Genomic DNA, 18,640 nt, shown 5'->3' on the forward strand with positions numbered 1-18,640 from the left:
AAGTATGAGTTTTTTTAAAAAACTAAAAGAAAAAATTTCAAAACAAACGGATACAGTTACAGAGAAATTTAAACAAGGATTAGAAAAAACGAGAAATTCATTTGCGGATAAAGTGAATGATTTAGTGTATCGTTACCGTAAAGTGGACGAAGATTTCTTCGAAGAGTTAGAAGAAATTTTAATCGGTGCAGACGTTGGCGTTGCGACGGTAATGGAATTAATTGACCAATTGAAAGAAGAAGTACAACGTCGTAACATTCAAGATCCAAAAGAAGTACAAGCTGTTATTTCAGAAAAACTAGTAGGAATTTACAAAGGTGACAGCGATTTTAGTAACGAAATTAATATGCAAGAGGACCAATTAACGGTCGTTTTATTTGTTGGTGTTAATGGTGTAGGAAAAACGACGACAATTGGTAAACTGGCGCATAAGTTTAAATCAGAAGGTAAGTCAGTCCTATTGGCGGCAGGAGACACATTCCGTGCTGGAGCGATTGAACAATTAGAAGTATGGGGCGATCGCGTTGGTGTAGAAGTGATTAAACAAGGATCTGGATCTGATCCAGCGGCGGTTATGTATGACGCTGTACAAGCAGCGAAAGCACGTAAGGTAGATGTATTACTATGTGACACAGCAGGACGCTTGCAAAATAAAGTGAACTTAATGAAAGAGTTAGAGAAGGTGAAGCGTGTAATTGAGCGTGAAGTACCAGGTGCTCCTCATGAAGTATTGCTTGTTATTGATGCAACAACAGGACAAAACGGTTTAAGCCAAGCGAAAACATTCCGTGAAGCAACGAATGTAACTGGTATTGTTTTAACGAAGTTAGATGGAACTGCTAAAGGTGGTATTGTATTAGCGATTCGTAACGAAATGGATGTACCGGTGAAGTTTGTTGGATTAGGAGAGCAAATGGATGACTTGCAGCAGTTTGATCCAGAACAATATGTGTATGGTTTATTTGCGAACTTAGTAGAAACAGAAGAAGTATAAGCGAAAGAAGCGGTATTTCCGCTTCTTTTTCTATAAAAAATATATGATGTTAAGAAAAAAACTTGACACTCTTTTGGACTACATGTAAACTAATTCATGTAAAGGGAAATCACTTAACAAAGGATGATCCAACATGCTCGAAAAAACAACGAGAATGAACTATTTATTTGATTTTTATCAATCGTTGTTAACGCAAAAACAAAGAAGTTATATGTCGCTTTATTATCTAGATGATTTATCTCTTGGTGAAATTGCGGAAGAATTTGATGTAAGTCGCCAAGCCGTGTATGATAACATTAAACGGACTGAAGCGATGCTTGAAGAATATGAAGAAAAATTAGTATTACTTCAAAAGTTTCAAGAGCGACAGCGACTTGTTGCAAAGCTAAAACAGCTAATCAGCGAAGAAGAGCATGTGAATGAAGAAATGAAACAAGTTGTTGAAGCTATCGAAAAATTAGATTAGGAGGGCGGCAATATGGCATTTGAAGGATTAGCCGACCGACTTCAACAGACAATGCAAAAAATCCGCGGCAAAGGAAAAGTTTCTGAAGCCGATGTGAAAGAAATGATGAGAGAAGTTCGTCTAGCTCTTTTAGAAGCGGATGTTAACTTTAAAGTAGTAAAAGATTTTGTGAAGCGTGTGTCTGAACGTGCTGTCGGACAAGATGTAATGAAAAGTTTGACACCTGGACAACAAGTAATTAAAGTTGTACAGGAAGAACTTACAGAACTTATGGGCGGAGAGCAAAGCAAAATTGCTGTTGCTAATAAGCCACCGACTGTTATTATGATGGTTGGTCTGCAAGGTGCGGGTAAAACAACGACGACAGGTAAGCTTGCGAATTTGCTTCGTAAAAAGCATAATCGTAAACCGATGCTTGTTGCAGCGGATATTTACCGTCCAGCAGCGATTAAACAGCTTGAAACATTAGGGAAGCAATTGGACATGCCTGTATTTTCTTTAGGAGATCAAGTAAGTCCTGTTGAAATTGCGAAACAAGCGATTGCAAAAGCAAAAGAAGATCATCACGATTATGTTTTAATCGATACAGCGGGTCGCCTGCATATTGATGAAGAATTAATGGATGAATTAGCGAAAGTGAAAGAAGTTGCGAAACCGGATGAAATTTTCCTTGTTGTCGATGCGATGACGGGGCAAGACGCGGTAAATGTTGCACAAAGTTTCCATGAACAGTTAGGTTTAACAGGTGTTGTATTAACGAAATTAGATGGTGATACGCGCGGTGGTGCTGCATTATCTATTAAGGCTGTAACAAACACGCCGATTAAATTTGCTGGTATGGGTGAAAAACTAGATGCAATTGAAGCGTTCCATCCAGAGCGTATGGCATCCCGTATTTTAGGGATGGGCGATGTCTTAACGTTAATTGAAAAAGCGCAAGCTACAGTTGATGAAGAGAAAGCAAAAGAACTTGAGCAAAAAATGCGTACGCTTTCGTTTACGCTTGACGATTTCCTAGAACAACTTGGACAAGTGCGCCAACTTGGGCCGCTTGATGAATTGTTAGGAATGCTTCCTGGTGCAAATAAAATTAAAGGGCTGAAAAATGCGCAAGTTGATGAAAAACAAATTGGGCATATTGAGGCAATTATTCGTTCTATGACTAAATTAGAACGAGAACAACCGGAAATAATCAATGCTAGTCGCAAAAAGCGCATTGCCAAAGGTAGCGGTACAACTGTACAAGAAATCAATCGTCTAATTAAGCAATTCGATGACATGAAAAAAATGATGAAGACGATGACGGGAATGCAAAAAGGTAAGAAAAAAGGACTAGGTGGATTGAAGTTTCCATTCATGTAAGGAAAAAAAGATGGCTCTGTTAAGAAAAAATACTTTACAAAGCAATAGTCTTTTTGCTAATATAATTATCTGTGTGAAATAAATTCGGAGGTGCTTTATAAATGGCAGTTAAAATTCGTTTAAAACGTATGGGAGCTAAAAAAACTCCTTTCTATCGTGTAGTTGTTGCAGATTCTCGTTCTCCTCGTGACGGACGTTTCATTGAGGAAATCGGAACTTACAATCCAGTTGCTCAACCAGCTGAAGTTAAGATCAACGAAGAAGCAGCATTAAAATGGTTAGGAAATGGTGCTAAACCATCTGATACAGTTCGTAACTTATTCTCTAACCAAGGTATCATGGAGAAATTCCACTTATCTAAACAAGGTAAGTAATTGAGGCAATGACTATGAAGAAGTTAGTCGAGACGATTGTCAAGCCTCTTGTCGATTATCCTGAAGATGTAAAAGTTACACAGGAACTTTGCAACGGAGAGATAAAGTATCGATTAACTGTACATCCTGAGGATGTTGGAAAAGTCATTGGAAAGCAAGGGAGAGTTGCGAAAGCGATTCGAATGCTCTTGTATTCAGTGGGACATCATAATGATGAAAAAGTAACACTGGAAATTCAATAAACGTAAAAAGGGCGAGGAGTTATTCCTCTCCCTTTTTTAACATTTAAATAGAGATTGCATGTTCCATCTGCGAAATGGAGATGCTTAATTTATATAGAAACCAGGGGTGACATACTATTTATGACAAAATGGTTTAACGTAGGGAAAATTGTAAATACTCATGGCGTAAGAGGAGAAATCCGTGTTATTTCTCGTACTGATTTTCCAGAAGAGCGATATAAAGTAGGAAACACGCTATACATATCGAATGAGAAAGGCACAGACTATCTTCCGGTGAAGGTAACTTCTCATCGCCAACATAAGACATTCGATTTATTAACATTTGAAGGATATAACAATGTAGATGAAGTAGAGAAGTTTAAAGGTTCTTTAATAAAAGTACCAGAAGAGCAGTTAGGCGAACTTGCTGAAGGTGAATACTACTATCATGAAATTATTGGTTGCAGTGTTGTAACGGAAGAAGGAGAAGCGCTAGGGACAATCAAAGAGATTCTATCTCCTGGTGCAAATGATGTTTGGGTAATTAAACGCCCGAAGGGTCAAGATCTCTTAATTCCTTATATCGATGATGTTGTACTTCAAGTTAATATTGAAAATAAATTAGTAACCATTCATGTAATGGAAGGGCTGCTATAATGAAAATTGATATTTTAACGTTGTTCCCAGACATGTTTACCGGTGTATTTGGATCTTCTATATTAAAGAAGGCGCAAGAAAAAGAAGCGGTAAACCTTCGTGTTGTTAACTTTCGTGATTATACAACAAGTAAGCATAATAGCGTAGACGATTATCCTTACGGCGGAGGAGCTGGTATGGTGCTTACTCCTCAGCCTATTTTTGATGCTGTAGAGGATTTGACGAAAGAGACAGAGCGTAAGCCGAGAGTTGTCTTAATGTGTCCGCAGGGCGAAAGATTTACGCAGAAGAAAGCGGAAGAGCTTGCAGGGGAAGAACATTTAATCTTCGTATGTGGGCATTATGAAGGATATGACGAACGAATTCGTGAGCATCTCGTAACGGATGAGATTTCTATTGGTGACTATGTATTAACGGGCGGAGAATTAGCCTCTATGGTTATTACTGATAGTGTGGTACGTCTCTTGCCAGGTGTGCTAGGAAATCATGCTTCACAAGTAGAGGATTCGTTTAGTACAGGTTTATTAGAGCATCCTCATTATACACGTCCAGCTGATTTTCGTGGTATGAAGGTACCGGATGTATTAATGTCAGGGAATCATAAAAACATTGATGAATGGCGACATAAGGAATCTTTGCGCCGAACGTATACGCGTAGACCTGATTTATTAGATGAGAGAGAGCTATCTAAACAAGAGAAAAAATGGCTTGAGGAAATAAAGCGAGAGCAGTAATAACTTCATATATTTGCTATTGCAACAGGCCTAGTAATATGCTATTATAACATTTGTGCTACTGAAATCAGTAGCCGTATTAACGATGTTCCGCTGTAATTTATTAAGACTTTATAAGAGCATCTGTTTAAAGGAGAGAATTTAATATGCAACAATTAATCGCAGAAATTACAAAAGGCCAATTAAAAACTGACCTTCCTTCATTCCGTCCTGGTGACACTTTACGTGTACACGTAAAAGTTGTTGAGGGAACTCGTGAAAGAATTCAGCTTTTCGAAGGTGTTGTAATTAAACGTCGTGGTGGCGGAATCAGTGAAACATTCACAGTTCGTAAGATTTCTTACGGTGTAGGTGTTGAGCGTACATTCCCAGTTCACACGCCAAGAATCGCGAAAATCGAAGTACTTCGCCGTGGTAAAGTACGTCGTGCTAAGTTATACTACTTACGTAACCTTCGCGGTAAAAAAGCACGTATTAAAGAAATTCGATAAGACATGTATGGGAGCTTGTAAATGCACAAGCTCCCTTTTTCCAATCTATATGAAATTTTGGTATAATACGAGCAGTTTACATAACCGTGGAGGGGAAATGCATGAAAAAAGAGAAGAGTTCACTTTGGGAATGGATTAAAGCAATTTTGATTGCTGTTGTATTAGCTGGTGTTATTAGACAGTTTTTCTTTGCGCCAATTCTCGTAGACGGGGTATCGATGGCACCTACTTTACATGATCGTGATCGAATGATTGTGAATAAAATTGGTTATCACATTGGAGATCCAAAACGCTTTGATATTATCGTATTTCGAGCAACAGAAGATAAAGATTACATTAAGCGCATTATAGGCCTGCCAGGCGATGAAATAGAGTATCGTAATGATAAACTGTATATTAACGGAAAGGCTTATGAGGAGCCGTATTTAGACAAGCAGAAAAAGCAAATTGCTGACGGACCGCTTACATATGATTTTAATCTTGAAGAAATGACAGGCAAGAAAACCGTTCCAAAAGATCAATTATTTGTTTTAGGTGATAATCGTCGTTTTAGTAAAGATAGCCGTTCAATCGGTACGATTTCAATGGATCAAGTAATTGGTAAAGCTAATATGTTATATTGGCCGTTAGAAGACGCACGTATTGTGAAATAAATGAAAAAGAAGGTGGCAACATGGTAATTCAATGGTTTCCAGGGCATATGGCGAAGGCTAGACGCCAAGTAACGGAGAAATTAAAATTAATTGATGTTGTAATTGAACTTGTAGATGCTCGATTACCATTATCATCTCGAAACCCAATGATTGATGAAATCATTACACATAAGCCAAGGCTTGTTGTTTTAAATAAAGCGGATATGGCAGATGATCGTTTAACAAAACAATGGATCGCATATTTTAAAGAAAAAGGCCATATGGCAATTTCAATTAACGCGCAAGCTGGACAAGGTATGAAGGAAATTGCAGCAGCTTGTAAAGTGCTTGTTAAAGAAAAATTTGATAAAATGGTTGCAAAAGGTATTAGACCGAGAGCGATTCGTGCATTAATTGTAGGTATACCAAATGTTGGTAAATCTACATTGATTAATAAATTGGCAAAGAAAAATATTGCTAAAACAGGAGATCGTCCAGGTGTGACAACAGCTCAACAATGGATTAAAGTTGGGAAGGAAATGGAATTGTTAGATACACCAGGTATTCTGTGGCCTAAATTTGAAGATCAATTAGTGGGTCTTCGCTTAGCGACAACGGGTGCAATTAAAGATTCAATTTTAAATTTACAAGATGTAGCTGTTTACGCATTACGTTTTATGGAGAAACATTATCCAGAACGCTTGAAAGAACGCTATAATTTAAATGAGATTCCAGAAGATATTGTGGAATTATTCGATGCAATTGGAAAAAATAGAGGCTGCTTAATGGGCGGCGGAATGATTGATTATGATAAGACATCTGAGCTTGTGCTTCGTGAGCTTCGTGGTGGCAAACTTGGAAAAATGACGTTTGAAACACCGGAAGAGTTTGCAGAGCAAGTAGAAGATGTGGAAAAAATAGAAGAAGTATAAGACGTGCGTTTGTGCGTCTTTTCTTTTTGGATATGTTTAAAAAGGAGCTTGTATAAATGCAAACTATAACGATAAAAGAAGCAGAAAATGTATTGAAAGAAATTATGAATGAAGAAGATGATCGCTTTCAACTGTTAATGAAAGATAATCGAAAAGGTGTTCAAAAGCTCGTTTTGAAGTGGTATAAACAAAAAGAGTTAGAACAGAAAGAAAAAGAGAAGTTTTTTGAAATGTCCAAGTATGAAAATGCTTTGCGTGAAAAAGGGGTCACATATATCGCGGGTATTGATGAAGTAGGGCGCGGGCCATTGGCTGGGCCTGTTGTGACGGCAGCTGTCGTTCTTCCTGAGGATTTTTATATTCCAGGGTTAAATGATTCGAAAAAGTTGAGTGAAGCGAAACGTGAGCGTTTTTATGATGAAATAAAAGTACAAGCAATTGCAATTGGAGTAGGAATTGTATCGCCGCAAGTTATTGATGACATTAATATTTACCAAGCAACGAAACAAGCGATGTTAGATGCAGTTGCGAATTTATCTTGTACACCCCAACATTTATTAATTGATGCGATGAAACTTCCTACACCAATTCCGCAAACATCAATTATTAAAGGTGATGCGAAAAGTGTTTCGATTTCAGCCGCATCCATTATCGCAAAAGTAACGAGAGATCGTATGATGAAAGAACTGGGAGAGAAGTATCCTCAATATGGATTTGAGCAACATATGGGATATGGCACAAAGCAACATTTAGAGGCAATTCAAGTGCATGGAGTATTAGATGAACACCGAAAGTCATTCGCGCCAATTAAAGATATGATTCAAAAATAAGCTGTAAATATACAGCTTATTTTTTTATTTTGGCATATAAACATTACTATTTCCGAAAAAGAATAAAGCGATTTCAGTTTTCTGACACTTTATTGTAGACAGCGTGCCAATCATCTTATACAATGGCAATGTAATGTTTTTTAAACATTAAAAAACTTTTCGAGTAAAACAGGAAAACAGGGGAGGATGGGACCATGAATATCCATGAGTACCAAGGTAAGGCAGTCCTTAGAAGCTATGGGGTTAGCGTTCCGAACGGGAAGGTTGCATTTACAGTAGAAGAAGCTGTAGAAGCGGCGAAAGAATTAGGAACAGATGTATGTGTAGTGAAAGCACAAATTCACGCTGGTGGACGCGGCAAAGCTGGCGGAGTAAAAGTTGCAAAAAATTTAGATGAAGTTCGTACATATGCAGAAAGCATTTTAGGAACTACACTTGTGACACATCAAACAGGTCCTGAAGGTAAGGAAGTAAAACGCTTACTTATCGAAGAAGGTTGCGATATTAAAAAAGAATATTATGTAGGTCTAGTTTTAGATCGTGCAACTTCTCAAGTTGTTTTAATGGCTTCTGAAGAAGGCGGAACAGAAATTGAAGAAGTAGCAGAAAAAACACCTGAAAAAATCTTTAAAGAATATATTGATCCAGCAGTAGGCTTACAAGGTTTCCAAGCGCGCCGAATCGCATTTAACATCAATATTCCAAAAGAGCTTGTAGGACAAGCTGTGAAGTTTATGATGGGCTTATACCGTGCGTTTATCGAAAAAGATTGCTCTATCGCTGAGATTAACCCACTTGTTACAACAGGTGAAGGTAAAGTTATGGCATTAGATGCAAAATTAAACTTTGATTCTAATGCATTATATCGCCATAAAGACATTTTAGAGCTGCGTGATCTTGATGAAGAGGATTCAAAAGAAATTGAAGCTTCAAAATACGACTTAAACTACATTCCTTTAGATGGAAATATCGGTTGTATGGTTAATGGTGCAGGTTTAGCGATGGCTACAATGGATATCATTAAACATTACCACGGTGACCCAGCTAACTTCTTAGATGTTGGTGGCGGTGCAACTGCAGAAAAAGTTACAGAAGCATTCAAAATTATCCTTTCTGACAAAAATGTAAAAGGTATCTTTGTTAACATTTTTGGTGGCATTATGAAGTGTGATGTTATTGCAGAAGGTGTTATTGAAGCAACGAAACAAGTAGGTCTTGAGTTACCTTTAGTTGTACGTCTTGAAGGTACAAACGTAGAACTAGGTAAGAAAATTTTAAATGAGTCTGGCTTAAATATTGTTGCAGCAGAATCTATGGCAGACGGTGCACAAAAAATTGTTTCACTAGTGGGCTAATAGAAAGCGGGGGAGAAAAATGAGCGTATTAGTTAATAAAGATACAAAAGTTATTGTTCAAGGTATTACAGGTTCTCAAGGTTTATTCCATACAAAACAAATGATTGAATACGGTACGAAAATTGTCGGTGGTGTAACACCAGGTAAGGGCGGCACTGATATTGAAGGTGTACCAGTATTTGATACAGTAGAAGATGCAGTGAAAGCAACAGGCGCAAACGCTTCAGTTGTATACGTTCCACCCGCTTTTGCGGCAGATGCAATTATGGAAGCTGTTGATGCAGAAATTGATTTAGTAGTATGTATTACTGAAGGGATTCCTGTATTAGATATGGTAAACGTAAAGAGATATATGGCGGGTAAACATACACGTTTACTTGGACCAAACTGCCCAGGTGTAATCACACCGGATGAATGTAAGATTGGTATTATGCCAGGATATATTCATAAAAAAGGTCATGTTGGTATCGTATCTCGCTCTGGTACATTAACGTATGAAGCTGTACATCAGTTAACACAAGAAGGTATTGGCCAATCTACTGCTGTAGGTATCGGCGGAGACCCTGTTAACGGTACAGACTTTATTGATGCTTTAAAAGCATTTAATGAAGATGAAGAAACACATGCTGTAATTATGATTGGTGAAATCGGCGGTACAGCAGAAGAAGAGGCAGCTGAATGGGTAAAAGCTAATATGACAAAACCTGTTGTAGGCTTCATTGGTGGTCAAACAGCGCCTGCTGGCAAACGTATGGGCCATGCTGGTGCAATCATTTCTGGCGGTAAAGGAACTGCTGCTGAAAAGATTAAAACAATGGAAGCTTGTGGCATTAAAGTAGCTGAAACTCCAGCAGTTATGGGAGAAACGCTAATCTCTGTTTTAAAAGAAAAAGGTTTATTTGAGACTTGTAAAAACTATTAATCTGTTGAAAGACACCTTCTTACTTGAGGGTGTCTTTTTAGACTTTTTCTGTTTACATAATAAAAATTATGGGTAAGGAGAATCAAGATGAAAAGAGAGAGATTATTACATCTTCATTACTTGCTAGCAGATTATTGGAAAGCGATGGAGAGGCTACTATATGTCGATCCAGAATTAGAGAACATATATAATTTTAACGAAAAACAAATGGAACACTACACTGGAATATCCTCGAAAAAATCTTCAGAACTAGTAAAATTTCTTCAAAGTTCAAATCTTCCGCAATATATATCTTATTTAGAGAAAAATCGTATTTTTTATATAACGATATGGGATGAAAATTATCCGCAATTATTACGTGAAATACAAGACCCTCCCTTCGTTTTATATGGAAAAGGAGAGAAAGATTTCCTGAATAAAGTAAATAAATTAGCAGTTGTTGGAACGAGAGAACCATCATTATATGGTCATGAGAGTTTGAAGTTTATTTTACACCCTTTATTAGAAAGAGAGTGGCTTATTGTCAGTGGGTTTGCAAAAGGGATAGATACAATGTCTCATGAGATTACAGTAAGGCATCATTGCCCGACTATTGCGATATTAGGGCATGGATTGTCTTTTATGTATCCGAAAGAAAATAGACCTTTATATGAAATGTGGAAGGAATATATATTGTTATTGACAGAGTATCCGCCGCACTATGCACCGAAAAAATGGTATTTTCCAAAAAGAAACCGGATTATTAGTGGTATAAGTAAAGGTGTTTTAGTTGTAGAAGCGAAATCGAGAAGTGGAACACTTATTACTGCGGACCTTGCGTTAGAGCAAAGTAGAGAGGTATTTGCGCTTCCTGGACCTATATTTATAGAGGGGGCATCGGGAACGAATCATCTTATTCAGCAAGGAGCAAAACTAGTAAGAAATGCAGAAGATATCTTGGAAGAGATTTTAAATTAACCTTATATTTTTATGTTTTTATTAAACAATTATTGACAAATGGTAGATTGGCACTGTATGGTATATTCATTCTTGATTGACAAAAACAAGAGAAATCAATAAGATTAATGAAGACTTGAATCCACCTCTTAAGGAGGCACTAGCATGTCAGATTACCTCGTAATCGTGGAGTCGCCTTCTAAGGCGAAGACCATTGAGAAATATTTAGGGAAAAAATACAAAGTTGTCGCGTCTATGGGACATGTTCGCGATTTGCCAAAAAGTCAAATGGGGATAGAAGTAAAGAACAACTTCACCCCGAAGTATATTACCATTCGTGGTAAAGGTCCCGTCTTAAAAGATTTAAAATCAGCGGCCAAAAAAGCAAAGAAAGTCTATCTCGCGGCCGATCCAGACCGTGAAGGGGAAGCGATTGCTTGGCATTTAGCGAATACGTTAAATGTGGACGTTGAATCAGATTGTCGGGTTGTGTTTAATGAGATTACGAAAGATGCGATCAAAGAATCATTTAAACATCCTCGTGCAATTAATATGGATTTAGTGGATGCACAACAAGCAAGACGTATACTTGATCGTCTTGTTGGTTACAATATTAGTCCTTTATTATGGAAGAAAGTAAAAAAAGGATTAAGTGCAGGACGTGTACAATCTGTAGCAGTTCGTTTAATCATCGAGCGTGAAAGGGAAATTCAAAACTTTGAACCTGAAGAATTCTGGACAATTAAAACAGAATTTGTAAAAGGAAAAGACACATTTGAAGCAAGCTTTTACGGTGTAGATGGTGAAAAAGTTCAATTAACAAATGAAACGCAAGTGAATGAAATAATTGAACAGATGAAAGACAATGCGTTTTCAGTTGAAAATGTAACGCGCAAAGAGCGAAAACGTAACCCTGCATTACCGTTTACAACATCTTCCTTGCAACAAGAAGCAGCCCGTAAGTTAAACATGCGAGCAAAGAAAACAATGATGCTTGCACAGCAATTGTATGAAGGGATAGATCTTGGAAAACAAGGAACTGTAGGTCTTATTACGTATATGAGAACTGATTCAACACGTATCTCAGAAACAGCTCAAACAGAGGCTCGTACTTACATCACTGAAGCGTATGGTACGGAATACATAGGAACAGAAAAGAAGAAAGAAACGAAAAAGTCAAATGCACAAGATGCGCATGAGGCAATTCGTCCTACTTCGGTAATGAGAAAGCCAGAGGAACTAAAAAGTTTCTTAGGTCGTGATCAACTTCGATTATATAAATTGATTTGGGAGCGATTTGTTGCAAGTCAAATGGCGTCTGCTATAATGGATACTGTGACAGCGAGACTCATTAATAACAATGTTCAGTTCCGTGCAAGTGGATCGGTTGTAAAGTTCCCGGGATTTATGAAAGTGTATGTAGAGTCAAAAGATGATGGTGCTGAAGAAAAGGATAAGATGTTGCCGCCTTTAGAAGTAGGGGAAACTGTATTTTCAAAGGATTTAGAACCAAAGCAACATTTTACACAACCTCCTCCGCGCTATACAGAGGCTCGCCTAGTAAGAACACTTGAAGAACTTGGAATTGGAAGACCGTCGACATATGTACCTACACTTGAAACGATTCAAAAGCGTGGGTATGTAGGCTTGGATAATAAACGCTTCGTTCCGACTGAACTTGGTGAAATAGTAATTGAACTTATTTTAGAGTTTTTCCCAGAAATTATTAACATTGAATTTACTGCCAATATGGAGCAAAGCCTTGATGAAGTAGAAGAAGGAAATGCGAATTGGGTAAAAATTGTTGATGATTTCTACGTAGGTTTTGAACCGCGTTTAGAAAAAGCGGAAAAAGAAATGCGTGAAGTGGAAATTAAAGATGAACCAGCTGGGGAAGATTGTGAATTATGTAATCACCCAATGGTCTTTAAAATGGGTAAATACGGGAAATTTATGGCTTGCTCGAATTTCCCAGATTGTCGTAATACAAAGCCGATTGTGAAAGAAATCGGTGTTACTTGTCCAAAGTGTGATAAGGGTCAAATTATTGAACGCCGTAGTAATAAAAAGAAACGTCTTTTCTATGGGTGCGGTACGTATCCGGAATGCGACTTTGTATCTTGGGATAAGCCAATTGGTCGTAAGTGTCCGAAGTGCGAAGGCATGCTTGTAGAGAAAAAGTTGAAAAAAGGCGTGCAAGTACAATGTATTTCGTGCGATTATGAAGAAGAACAACAAATGTGAGCGTAACTGCTCACATTTTTTTCGGGAAGAAAAGGAAAGGTGATATAAATGACAACACAAGTAGTAAACGTCATTGGCGCAGGTCTTGCAGGAAGTGAAGCAGCTTATCAAATTGCAAAACGTGGTGTCCAAGTTAGATTATATGAAATGAGACCGGTAAGGCAAACGCCAGCTCATCACACAGATAAATTCGCTGAATTAGTATGTAGTAACTCACTTCGTGCAAACACTTTAACAAATGCAGTTGGAGTTATTAAAGAGGAAATGCGCTTAATGGATTCTGTAATTATTCGTGCGGCGGATGAGTGCTCTGTACCAGCTGGAGGCGCTTTAGCTGTAGACCGTCATGAGTTCGCAGCTAAAGTAACAGAATACGTAAAGAACCATCCAAATGTAACTGTAATGAATGAAGAAATTACAGATATTCCAGAGGGACCGACAATTATTGCTACAGGTCCATTAACATCTCCTGATCTTTCTGCAAAATTGAAAGAATTAACAGGAGAAGATTATTTCTACTTCTATGATGCTGCAGCCCCAATCGTAGAAAAAGACAGCATTGACATGAATAAAGTATATTTAAAATCGCGTTATGACAAAGGTGAAGCTGCATATTTAAATTGCCCAATGACAGAAGAAGAGTTTGATCGTTTTTATGAGGCTCTAATTGCTGCTGAGACAGTGCCTTTAAAAGAGTTTGAAAAAGAAATTTTCTTTGAAGGTTGTATGCCAGTAGAGGTTATGGCAAGTAGAGGGAGACAGACGTTAGTATTTGGACCTATGAAACCTGTTGGATTGGAAGATCCAAAAACAGGGAAAACGCCATATGCTGTTGTTCAGTTACGTCAAGATGATGCAGCGGGGACTTTATACAATATCGTAGGTTTCCAAACACATTTAAAGTGGGGACCGCAAAAAGAAGTGTTACAGTTAATTCCAGGATTGGAAAATGCAGAGATTGTACGTTATGGTGTAATGCATCGTAATACGTTTATTAATTCACCTAATTTGCTTCGTCCAACATATCAATATAAACAACGGGATGATTTATTCTTCGCTGGTCAAATGACTGGAGTAGAGGGATATGTTGAATCGGCAGCATCAGGATTATTAGCAGGAATTAATGCTGCGCGTCTTGTGCAAGGTGAAGAGCCAGTTGTATTACCGCCAGTAACTGCGATGGGTAGCATGGCAAATTACATTACGGCAACGAACGCTAAAAACTTCCAACCGATGAATGCGAACTTCGGTCTATTTGCACCGTTAGAGAAGAAGATTAAAAAGAAAGCAGAACGAAATGAAGCGTACGCAGCACGCGCTTTAGAAACGATTCGAAATTTTGTAAATATTTAGTTAAATTTCTTGCAAAGGCTACTAAGTTGTGATACGATTTAGTAGCCTTTATTGAGGTGAGTTGTGTGAATGTGAAGAAATTGTTACAATTATTCGTTGGATATTTACAAATTGAAAGAAATTATTCAAAATATACAATTGCAAGTTATCAAAATGATTTAGAACATTTTGTGCAATTTATGGAACGAGAAGGCATATCCTCTTTTTTAGACGTTACATACGCGGATGTTCGTTTGTACTTAACGACGTTGCACGATGAGAAGTTAGCCCGTAAATCTGTCGCAAGAAAAGTATCAAGCTTACGAAGTTTATATCGTTTTTTGATGCGTGAAGGTTATCGAAAGGATAATCCGTTTGCACTTGCGTCACTCCCCAAAAAAGAATTGTCAATCCCAAAGTTTTTATATGCTGAAGAGTTAGAGGAATTATTTGAAGTTTCTGACACAGAAACACCATTAGGTCAAAGGAATCAAGCTTTGTTAGAGTTGATGTATGCGACTGGGATCCGTGTGAGTGAATGTGTCAATTTACAACTTACCGATATTGACTTTGCGGTGGGAACAATTTTAGTAATGGGAAAAGGAAAAAAACAAAGGTATATTCCGTTCGGAAGCTATGCGCAAGATTCTTTAATTACTTATATAGAGAATGGGAGAAAACAGTTAGTTAATAAGACTGACGAAGACTCTCATATGGTATTTTTAAATGCGAAAGGTAAACCGCTAACAAGTCGTGGAGTTCGTTATGTTTTAAATGAACTCATTAAAAAGGCTTCGCTGACAATGCGGATAAGTCCCCATATGTTAAGGCATACATTTGCTACACATATGCTAGATGAAGGGGCGGATTTACGTACTGTACAGGAGTTATTAGGCCATGAAAATTTGTCGACGACACAAATTTATACGCATGTCTCTAAAGAAAGATTGCGTTCTGTTTACATGAAGCATCACCCGCGGGCATAAATTGCTTTAAAAGCTATAAAAACAAATAAAGGAGTTTTTTCTATGGGAAATTTCCACGCTACAACGATATTTGCAGTTCATCATAATGGAGAATGTGCAATGGCTGGAGATGGCCAAGTGACAATGGGAAATGCTGTTGTAATGAAACATACAGCTCGTAAAGTTCGTAAACTTTTCCAAGGTAAAGTTTTAGCTGGTTTCGCAGGATCAGTTGCTGACGCATTTACTCTTTTTGAAATGTTTGAAGGGAAATTAGAAGAGTATAATGGCAACTTGCAGCGTGCTGCTGTTGAAATGGCCAAACAATGGCGTGGCGATAAAATGTTACGTCAGCTAGAAGCAATGCTCATTGTCATGGATAAAACAACTATGCTCCTTGTTTCAGGTACAGGAGAAGTGATTGAACCGGATGATGGTATTTTAGCAATTGGATCTGGTGGGAATTATGCACTTTCTGCAGGTCGTGCTTTAAAGCAATATGCAAGTGAACACTTAACAGCGAAGCAAATTGCGAAAGCGAGTTTAGAGATTGCTGGCGATATTTGTGTTTATACGAATCACAACATAATTGTTGAAGAATTGTAGAATCGTAAGGGAGGCATTTTATATGCATTTACATTTTACTCCGCGCCAAATTGTGGAAAAATTAGATCAATACATCATCGGTCAAAAAGACGCAAAGAAAGCGGTTGCTGTAGCGTTGAGAAATCGATATCGTCGCAGTAAATTAGCTGAAAATTTACGTGACGAAATTGCACCTAAAAATATCTTAATGATTGGACCGACAGGTGTTGGGAAAACAGAGGTAGCACGACGAATGGCGAAACTCGTTGGAGCACCTTTTATTAAGGTTGAGGCTACAAAATTCACAGAAGTTGGATATGTGGGTAGAGATGTAGAGTCAATGGTACGTGACCTGGTGGAAACATCGGTTCGTATCGTAAAAGAAGAAATGGTAGTGAAAGTTCAAGATAAAGCCGAAGAGCAAGCGAATCAACGTCTTGTTGAAATTTTAGTACCGAGTCCAGAGAAACAATCTGGATTCAAAAATCCATTAGAGATGCTTTTTGGAGGTACTCAAAATTCGAATCAAACGTCTGATACACAAGAAGATGTTGAAATCGAAAAGAAGCGTCAAGATGTGGAGAGAAAGCTTGCTGCAGGGCTTCTTGAAGACGAAATTGTATCGATTGAAGTGACTGAACAACAGTCTTCCATGTTTGATATGTTACAAGGAACTGGCATGGAGCAAATGGGAATGAATTTCCAAGATGCGCTAGGAAGTTTTATGCCGAAAAAAACGAAAAAACGTAAACTTTCTGTAAAAGAAGCAAGAAAACTCTTGACAAATGAAGAGGCACAGCGCTTAATTGATATGGATGAAGTTACACAAGAGGCTGTTTATCGTGCTGAACAGCTCGGGATTATTTTTATCGATGAAATTGACAAAATTGCTGGTAAGCAGTCGAATAGCGTAGATGTATCACGTGAAGGTGTGCAACGTGACATTTTGCCGATTGTTGAAGGGTCGAATGTTGCGACAAAATACGGATCAGTAAAAACGGATTATATTTTATTCGTTGCAGCTGGAGCGTTCCATATGTCTAAACCGTCGGATTTAATTCCGGAATTGCAAGGGAGATTTCCGATTCGAGTAGAATTAACAAAATTATCGACAGACGATTTTGTTAAAATACTAATCGAGCCTGACAATGCGTTAATTAAACAATATATGGCATTATTAGCGACTGAAGGTATAGAAATTGAATTTTCAGACGAAGCTATTCGTAAGATTGCTGAGATTGCTTATCAAGTTAATCAGGATACAGATAATATTGGAGCAAGAAGACTTCATACGATTATGGAGAAGCTCCTTGAAGATTTATCGTTTGAAGCATCTGAAATTACGTTAGAGAAAATAACGATAACACCTCAATACGTTGAGGAGAAATTAGCAACAATTGCTAAAAATAAAGATGTGAGCCAGTTTATTTTGTAATAGTGTCATCAGGTGACTCGCCCTAGTTTCCAAGTGATGAAAAAATATGTGAGTAACATGTAGGAGGAACTTTTGAAATGGAATTATTAGCAAAAACGAGAAAATTAAATGCGTTATTACAGAGCGCAGCAGGGAAGCCTGTAAACTTTAGAGAAATGTCTGACACAATGTGTGAAGTAATCGAAGCAAACGTATTCGTAGTTAGCCGTCGTGGTAAATTACTAGGTTATGCAATTCACCAACAAATCGAAAACGAACGCATGAAGCAAATGCTTGCAGAACGTCAATTCCCAGAAGAATATACACAAAGCTTATTCAACATTACAGAAACATCTTCAAACTTAGATGTGAACAGTGCTTACACAGCATTCCCAGTAGAAAACAGAGAATTATTTGGTCAAGGTTTAACTACAATCGTACCAATCGTTGGTGGCGGTGAGCGTCTAGGTACATTAGTATTAGCTCGTCTTGGTCAAGAGTTCTTAGATGATGATTTAATCCTTGCTGAGTACAGCTCAACTGTTGTAGGTATGGAAATCTTACGTGAAAAAGCAGAAGAAATCGAAGAGGAAGCACGTAGTAAAGCTGTTGTTCAAATGGCGATCAGCTCATTATCTTACAGTGAGTTAGAAGCGATTGAGCACATCTTCGAAGAATTAAATGGAACAGAAGGTTTACTTGTTGCAAGTAAAATTGCTGATCGCGTAGGAATTACTCGTTCTGTAATCGTAAATGCACTACGTAAATTAGAAAGTGCTGGTGTTATTGAGTCTCGTTCTTTAGGTATGAAAGGAACATACATTAAAGTGCTAAACGACAAGTTTCTACAGGAACTTGCTAAATTAAAAACAAACTAATTTGTAAAAAACTCTCCTCGATTGAGGAGAGTTTTTTATGTGCAATGGATAGATGGTGCTTGTGAAAAGTGTCATAAGCGTGTTTTCTGAGAAAACTATTAATTGTATTTATTTTTTTGCTTAAAAGAAATGAAGGTTGGTAATACTAGAATTCGAGTATGAACAAAGAAAGTTTTACATTGTTCGCATTTTCGACTTGATTGTAATATTTCAGTATGATATAGTAAGCAGTGGTGTCAGTACAAAGTACACACGTTTACTGATTTAAGTGTTGGTGCTACGTTTGTAGTTTCGCTTAGAGATGAAGTAAACGGAG

At 37.7% G+C, this 18,640-nt stretch carries 20 protein-coding genes; all 20 read left to right on the plus strand.

What is annotated here, in order from left to right; translation table 11 throughout:
• Positions 1-4 precede the first annotated feature (4 nt).
• The 20 genes from ftsY (at position 5) to codY (ending at position 18,324) form a co-directional block, all read left to right on the plus strand.
• On the plus strand, positions 5-994 hold the full coding sequence (gene ftsY, locus AB6801_RS11195) for a signal recognition particle-docking protein FtsY (RefSeq protein WP_000007655.1): 990 nt from the start codon (positions 5-7) through the stop codon (positions 992-994).
• A gap of 133 nt (positions 995-1,127) precedes the next feature.
• Positions 1,128-1,460 carry a putative DNA-binding protein gene (locus AB6801_RS11200; protein ID WP_000891062.1) on the plus strand — a complete coding sequence of 111 codons (333 nt, stop codon included), beginning with the start codon at positions 1,128-1,130 and terminating at the stop codon, positions 1,458-1,460.
• 12 nt (positions 1,461-1,472) lie between these two features.
• On the plus strand, positions 1,473-2,822 hold the full coding sequence (gene ffh / locus AB6801_RS11205) for a signal recognition particle protein (RefSeq protein ID WP_000863460.1): 1,350 nt from the start codon (positions 1,473-1,475) through the stop codon (positions 2,820-2,822).
• 101 nt (positions 2,823-2,923) lie between these two features.
• Positions 2,924-3,196, plus strand: a complete 273-nt coding sequence (rpsP, locus tag AB6801_RS11210) for a 30S ribosomal protein S16 (RefSeq protein ID WP_000268750.1) — start codon at positions 2,924-2,926, stop codon at positions 3,194-3,196.
• 14 nt (positions 3,197-3,210) lie between these two features.
• On the plus strand, positions 3,211-3,438 hold the full coding sequence (locus AB6801_RS11215) for a KH domain-containing protein (RefSeq protein WP_000737401.1): 228 nt from the start codon (positions 3,211-3,213) through the stop codon (positions 3,436-3,438).
• A 120-nt stretch (positions 3,439-3,558) separates the two neighbouring features.
• On the plus strand, positions 3,559-4,074 hold the full coding sequence (rimM, locus tag AB6801_RS11220; RefSeq protein ID WP_000170278.1) for a ribosome maturation factor RimM: 516 nt from the start codon (positions 3,559-3,561) through the stop codon (positions 4,072-4,074).
• Entirely contained in the window at positions 4,074-4,808 is a 735-nt protein-coding gene (gene trmD, locus AB6801_RS11225) for a tRNA (guanosine(37)-N1)-methyltransferase TrmD (RefSeq protein WP_000686903.1), read from the plus strand. The genes rimM and trmD overlap by 1 nt, the downstream gene beginning before the upstream one ends.
• A gap of 146 nt (positions 4,809-4,954) precedes the next feature.
• A complete protein-coding gene (rplS, locus tag AB6801_RS11230) occupies positions 4,955-5,299 on the plus strand; it encodes a 50S ribosomal protein L19 (RefSeq protein ID WP_001186516.1) in 345 nt (114 codons plus the stop codon).
• Between the two features lie 101 nt (positions 5,300-5,400).
• The gene (lepB, locus tag AB6801_RS11235; RefSeq protein ID WP_000711851.1) at positions 5,401-5,952 is read left to right on the plus strand and encodes a signal peptidase I; all 552 of its coding nucleotides are present in this window, start codon (positions 5,401-5,403) and stop codon (positions 5,950-5,952) included.
• 20 nt (positions 5,953-5,972) lie between these two features.
• On the plus strand, positions 5,973-6,863 hold the full coding sequence (gene ylqF, locus AB6801_RS11240; RefSeq protein WP_000236702.1) for a ribosome biogenesis GTPase YlqF: 891 nt from the start codon (positions 5,973-5,975) through the stop codon (positions 6,861-6,863).
• 56 nt (positions 6,864-6,919) lie between these two features.
• Positions 6,920-7,693 carry a ribonuclease HII gene (locus tag AB6801_RS11245; protein ID WP_097999123.1) on the plus strand — a complete coding sequence of 258 codons (774 nt, stop codon included), beginning with the start codon at positions 6,920-6,922 and terminating at the stop codon, positions 7,691-7,693.
• Positions 7,694-7,887: 194 nt separating this feature from the next.
• Entirely contained in the window at positions 7,888-9,048 is a 1,161-nt protein-coding gene (gene sucC, locus AB6801_RS11250) for an ADP-forming succinate--CoA ligase subunit beta (protein WP_001020791.1), read from the plus strand.
• A gap of 19 nt (positions 9,049-9,067) precedes the next feature.
• Positions 9,068-9,970, plus strand: a complete 903-nt coding sequence (gene sucD / locus AB6801_RS11255; RefSeq protein ID WP_000115178.1) for a succinate--CoA ligase subunit alpha — start codon at positions 9,068-9,070, stop codon at positions 9,968-9,970.
• An 87-nt stretch (positions 9,971-10,057) separates the two neighbouring features.
• Positions 10,058-10,927: a DNA-processing protein DprA gene (dprA, locus tag AB6801_RS11260; RefSeq protein ID WP_000818039.1), complete on the plus strand. Its 870-nt coding sequence runs from the start codon at positions 10,058-10,060 to the stop codon at positions 10,925-10,927.
• 144 nt (positions 10,928-11,071) lie between these two features.
• A complete protein-coding gene (gene topA / locus AB6801_RS11265; protein WP_001286963.1) occupies positions 11,072-13,150 on the plus strand; it encodes a type I DNA topoisomerase in 2,079 nt (692 codons plus the stop codon).
• A 48-nt stretch (positions 13,151-13,198) separates the two neighbouring features.
• The gene (gene trmFO / locus AB6801_RS11270; RefSeq protein WP_000213002.1) at positions 13,199-14,503 is read left to right on the plus strand and encodes an FADH(2)-oxidizing methylenetetrahydrofolate--tRNA-(uracil(54)-C(5))-methyltransferase TrmFO; all 1,305 of its coding nucleotides are present in this window, start codon (positions 13,199-13,201) and stop codon (positions 14,501-14,503) included.
• A gap of 65 nt (positions 14,504-14,568) precedes the next feature.
• Positions 14,569-15,468 (plus strand): tyrosine recombinase XerC, encoded by a 900-nt coding sequence (xerC, locus tag AB6801_RS11275; RefSeq protein WP_001101241.1) that lies wholly within the window; start codon positions 14,569-14,571, stop codon positions 15,466-15,468.
• A 42-nt stretch (positions 15,469-15,510) separates the two neighbouring features.
• Positions 15,511-16,053: an ATP-dependent protease proteolytic subunit HslV gene (hslV, locus tag AB6801_RS11280; protein WP_000526272.1), complete on the plus strand. Its 543-nt coding sequence runs from the start codon at positions 15,511-15,513 to the stop codon at positions 16,051-16,053.
• Between the two features lie 22 nt (positions 16,054-16,075).
• The gene (hslU, locus tag AB6801_RS11285) at positions 16,076-17,467 is read left to right on the plus strand and encodes an ATP-dependent protease ATPase subunit HslU (RefSeq protein ID WP_000550087.1); all 1,392 of its coding nucleotides are present in this window, start codon (positions 16,076-16,078) and stop codon (positions 17,465-17,467) included.
• A gap of 77 nt (positions 17,468-17,544) precedes the next feature.
• Positions 17,545-18,324 (plus strand): GTP-sensing pleiotropic transcriptional regulator CodY, encoded by a 780-nt coding sequence (gene codY / locus AB6801_RS11290; RefSeq protein WP_000421290.1) that lies wholly within the window; start codon positions 17,545-17,547, stop codon positions 18,322-18,324.
• Positions 18,325-18,640: the final 316 nt, after the last annotated feature.

The sequence above is a fragment of the Bacillus sp. RCC_6_1 genome (assembly GCF_041360755.1).
Lineage (GTDB): Bacteria > Bacillota > Bacilli > Bacillales > Bacillaceae_G > Bacillus_A > Bacillus_A cereus.

Bases quoted from the DNA above. Each gene is read 5' to 3' on its own strand.
- topA (WP_001286963.1), top strand. From the start codon at position 11,072: ATGTCAGATTACCTCGTAATCGTGGAGTCGCCTTCTAAGGCGAAGACC.
- ftsY (WP_000007655.1), top strand. From the start codon at position 5: ATGAGTTTTTTTAAAAAACTAAAAGAAAAAATTTCAAAACAAACGGAT.
- hslV (WP_000526272.1), top strand. From the start codon at position 15,511: ATGGGAAATTTCCACGCTACAACGATATTTGCAGTTCATCATAATGGA.
- trmFO (WP_000213002.1), top strand. From the start codon at position 13,199: ATGACAACACAAGTAGTAAACGTCATTGGCGCAGGTCTTGCAGGAAGT.
- AB6801_RS11245 (WP_097999123.1), top strand. From the start codon at position 6,920: ATGCAAACTATAACGATAAAAGAAGCAGAAAATGTATTGAAAGAAATT.
- hslU (WP_000550087.1), top strand. From the start codon at position 16,076: ATGCATTTACATTTTACTCCGCGCCAAATTGTGGAAAAATTAGATCAA.
- trmD (WP_000686903.1), top strand. From the start codon at position 4,074: ATGAAAATTGATATTTTAACGTTGTTCCCAGACATGTTTACCGGTGTA.
- ylqF (WP_000236702.1), top strand. From the start codon at position 5,973: ATGGTAATTCAATGGTTTCCAGGGCATATGGCGAAGGCTAGACGCCAA.
- AB6801_RS11200 (WP_000891062.1), top strand. From the start codon at position 1,128: ATGCTCGAAAAAACAACGAGAATGAACTATTTATTTGATTTTTATCAA.
- dprA (WP_000818039.1), top strand. From the start codon at position 10,058: ATGAAAAGAGAGAGATTATTACATCTTCATTACTTGCTAGCAGATTAT.
- ffh (WP_000863460.1), top strand. From the start codon at position 1,473: ATGGCATTTGAAGGATTAGCCGACCGACTTCAACAGACAATGCAAAAA.
- lepB (WP_000711851.1), top strand. From the start codon at position 5,401: ATGAAAAAAGAGAAGAGTTCACTTTGGGAATGGATTAAAGCAATTTTG.
- rimM (WP_000170278.1), top strand. From the start codon at position 3,559: ATGACAAAATGGTTTAACGTAGGGAAAATTGTAAATACTCATGGCGTA.
- sucC (WP_001020791.1), top strand. From the start codon at position 7,888: ATGAATATCCATGAGTACCAAGGTAAGGCAGTCCTTAGAAGCTATGGG.
- codY (WP_000421290.1), top strand. From the start codon at position 17,545: ATGGAATTATTAGCAAAAACGAGAAAATTAAATGCGTTATTACAGAGC.
- rpsP (WP_000268750.1), top strand. From the start codon at position 2,924: ATGGCAGTTAAAATTCGTTTAAAACGTATGGGAGCTAAAAAAACTCCT.
- sucD (WP_000115178.1), top strand. From the start codon at position 9,068: ATGAGCGTATTAGTTAATAAAGATACAAAAGTTATTGTTCAAGGTATT.
- AB6801_RS11215 (WP_000737401.1), top strand. From the start codon at position 3,211: ATGAAGAAGTTAGTCGAGACGATTGTCAAGCCTCTTGTCGATTATCCT.
- rplS (WP_001186516.1), top strand. From the start codon at position 4,955: ATGCAACAATTAATCGCAGAAATTACAAAAGGCCAATTAAAAACTGAC.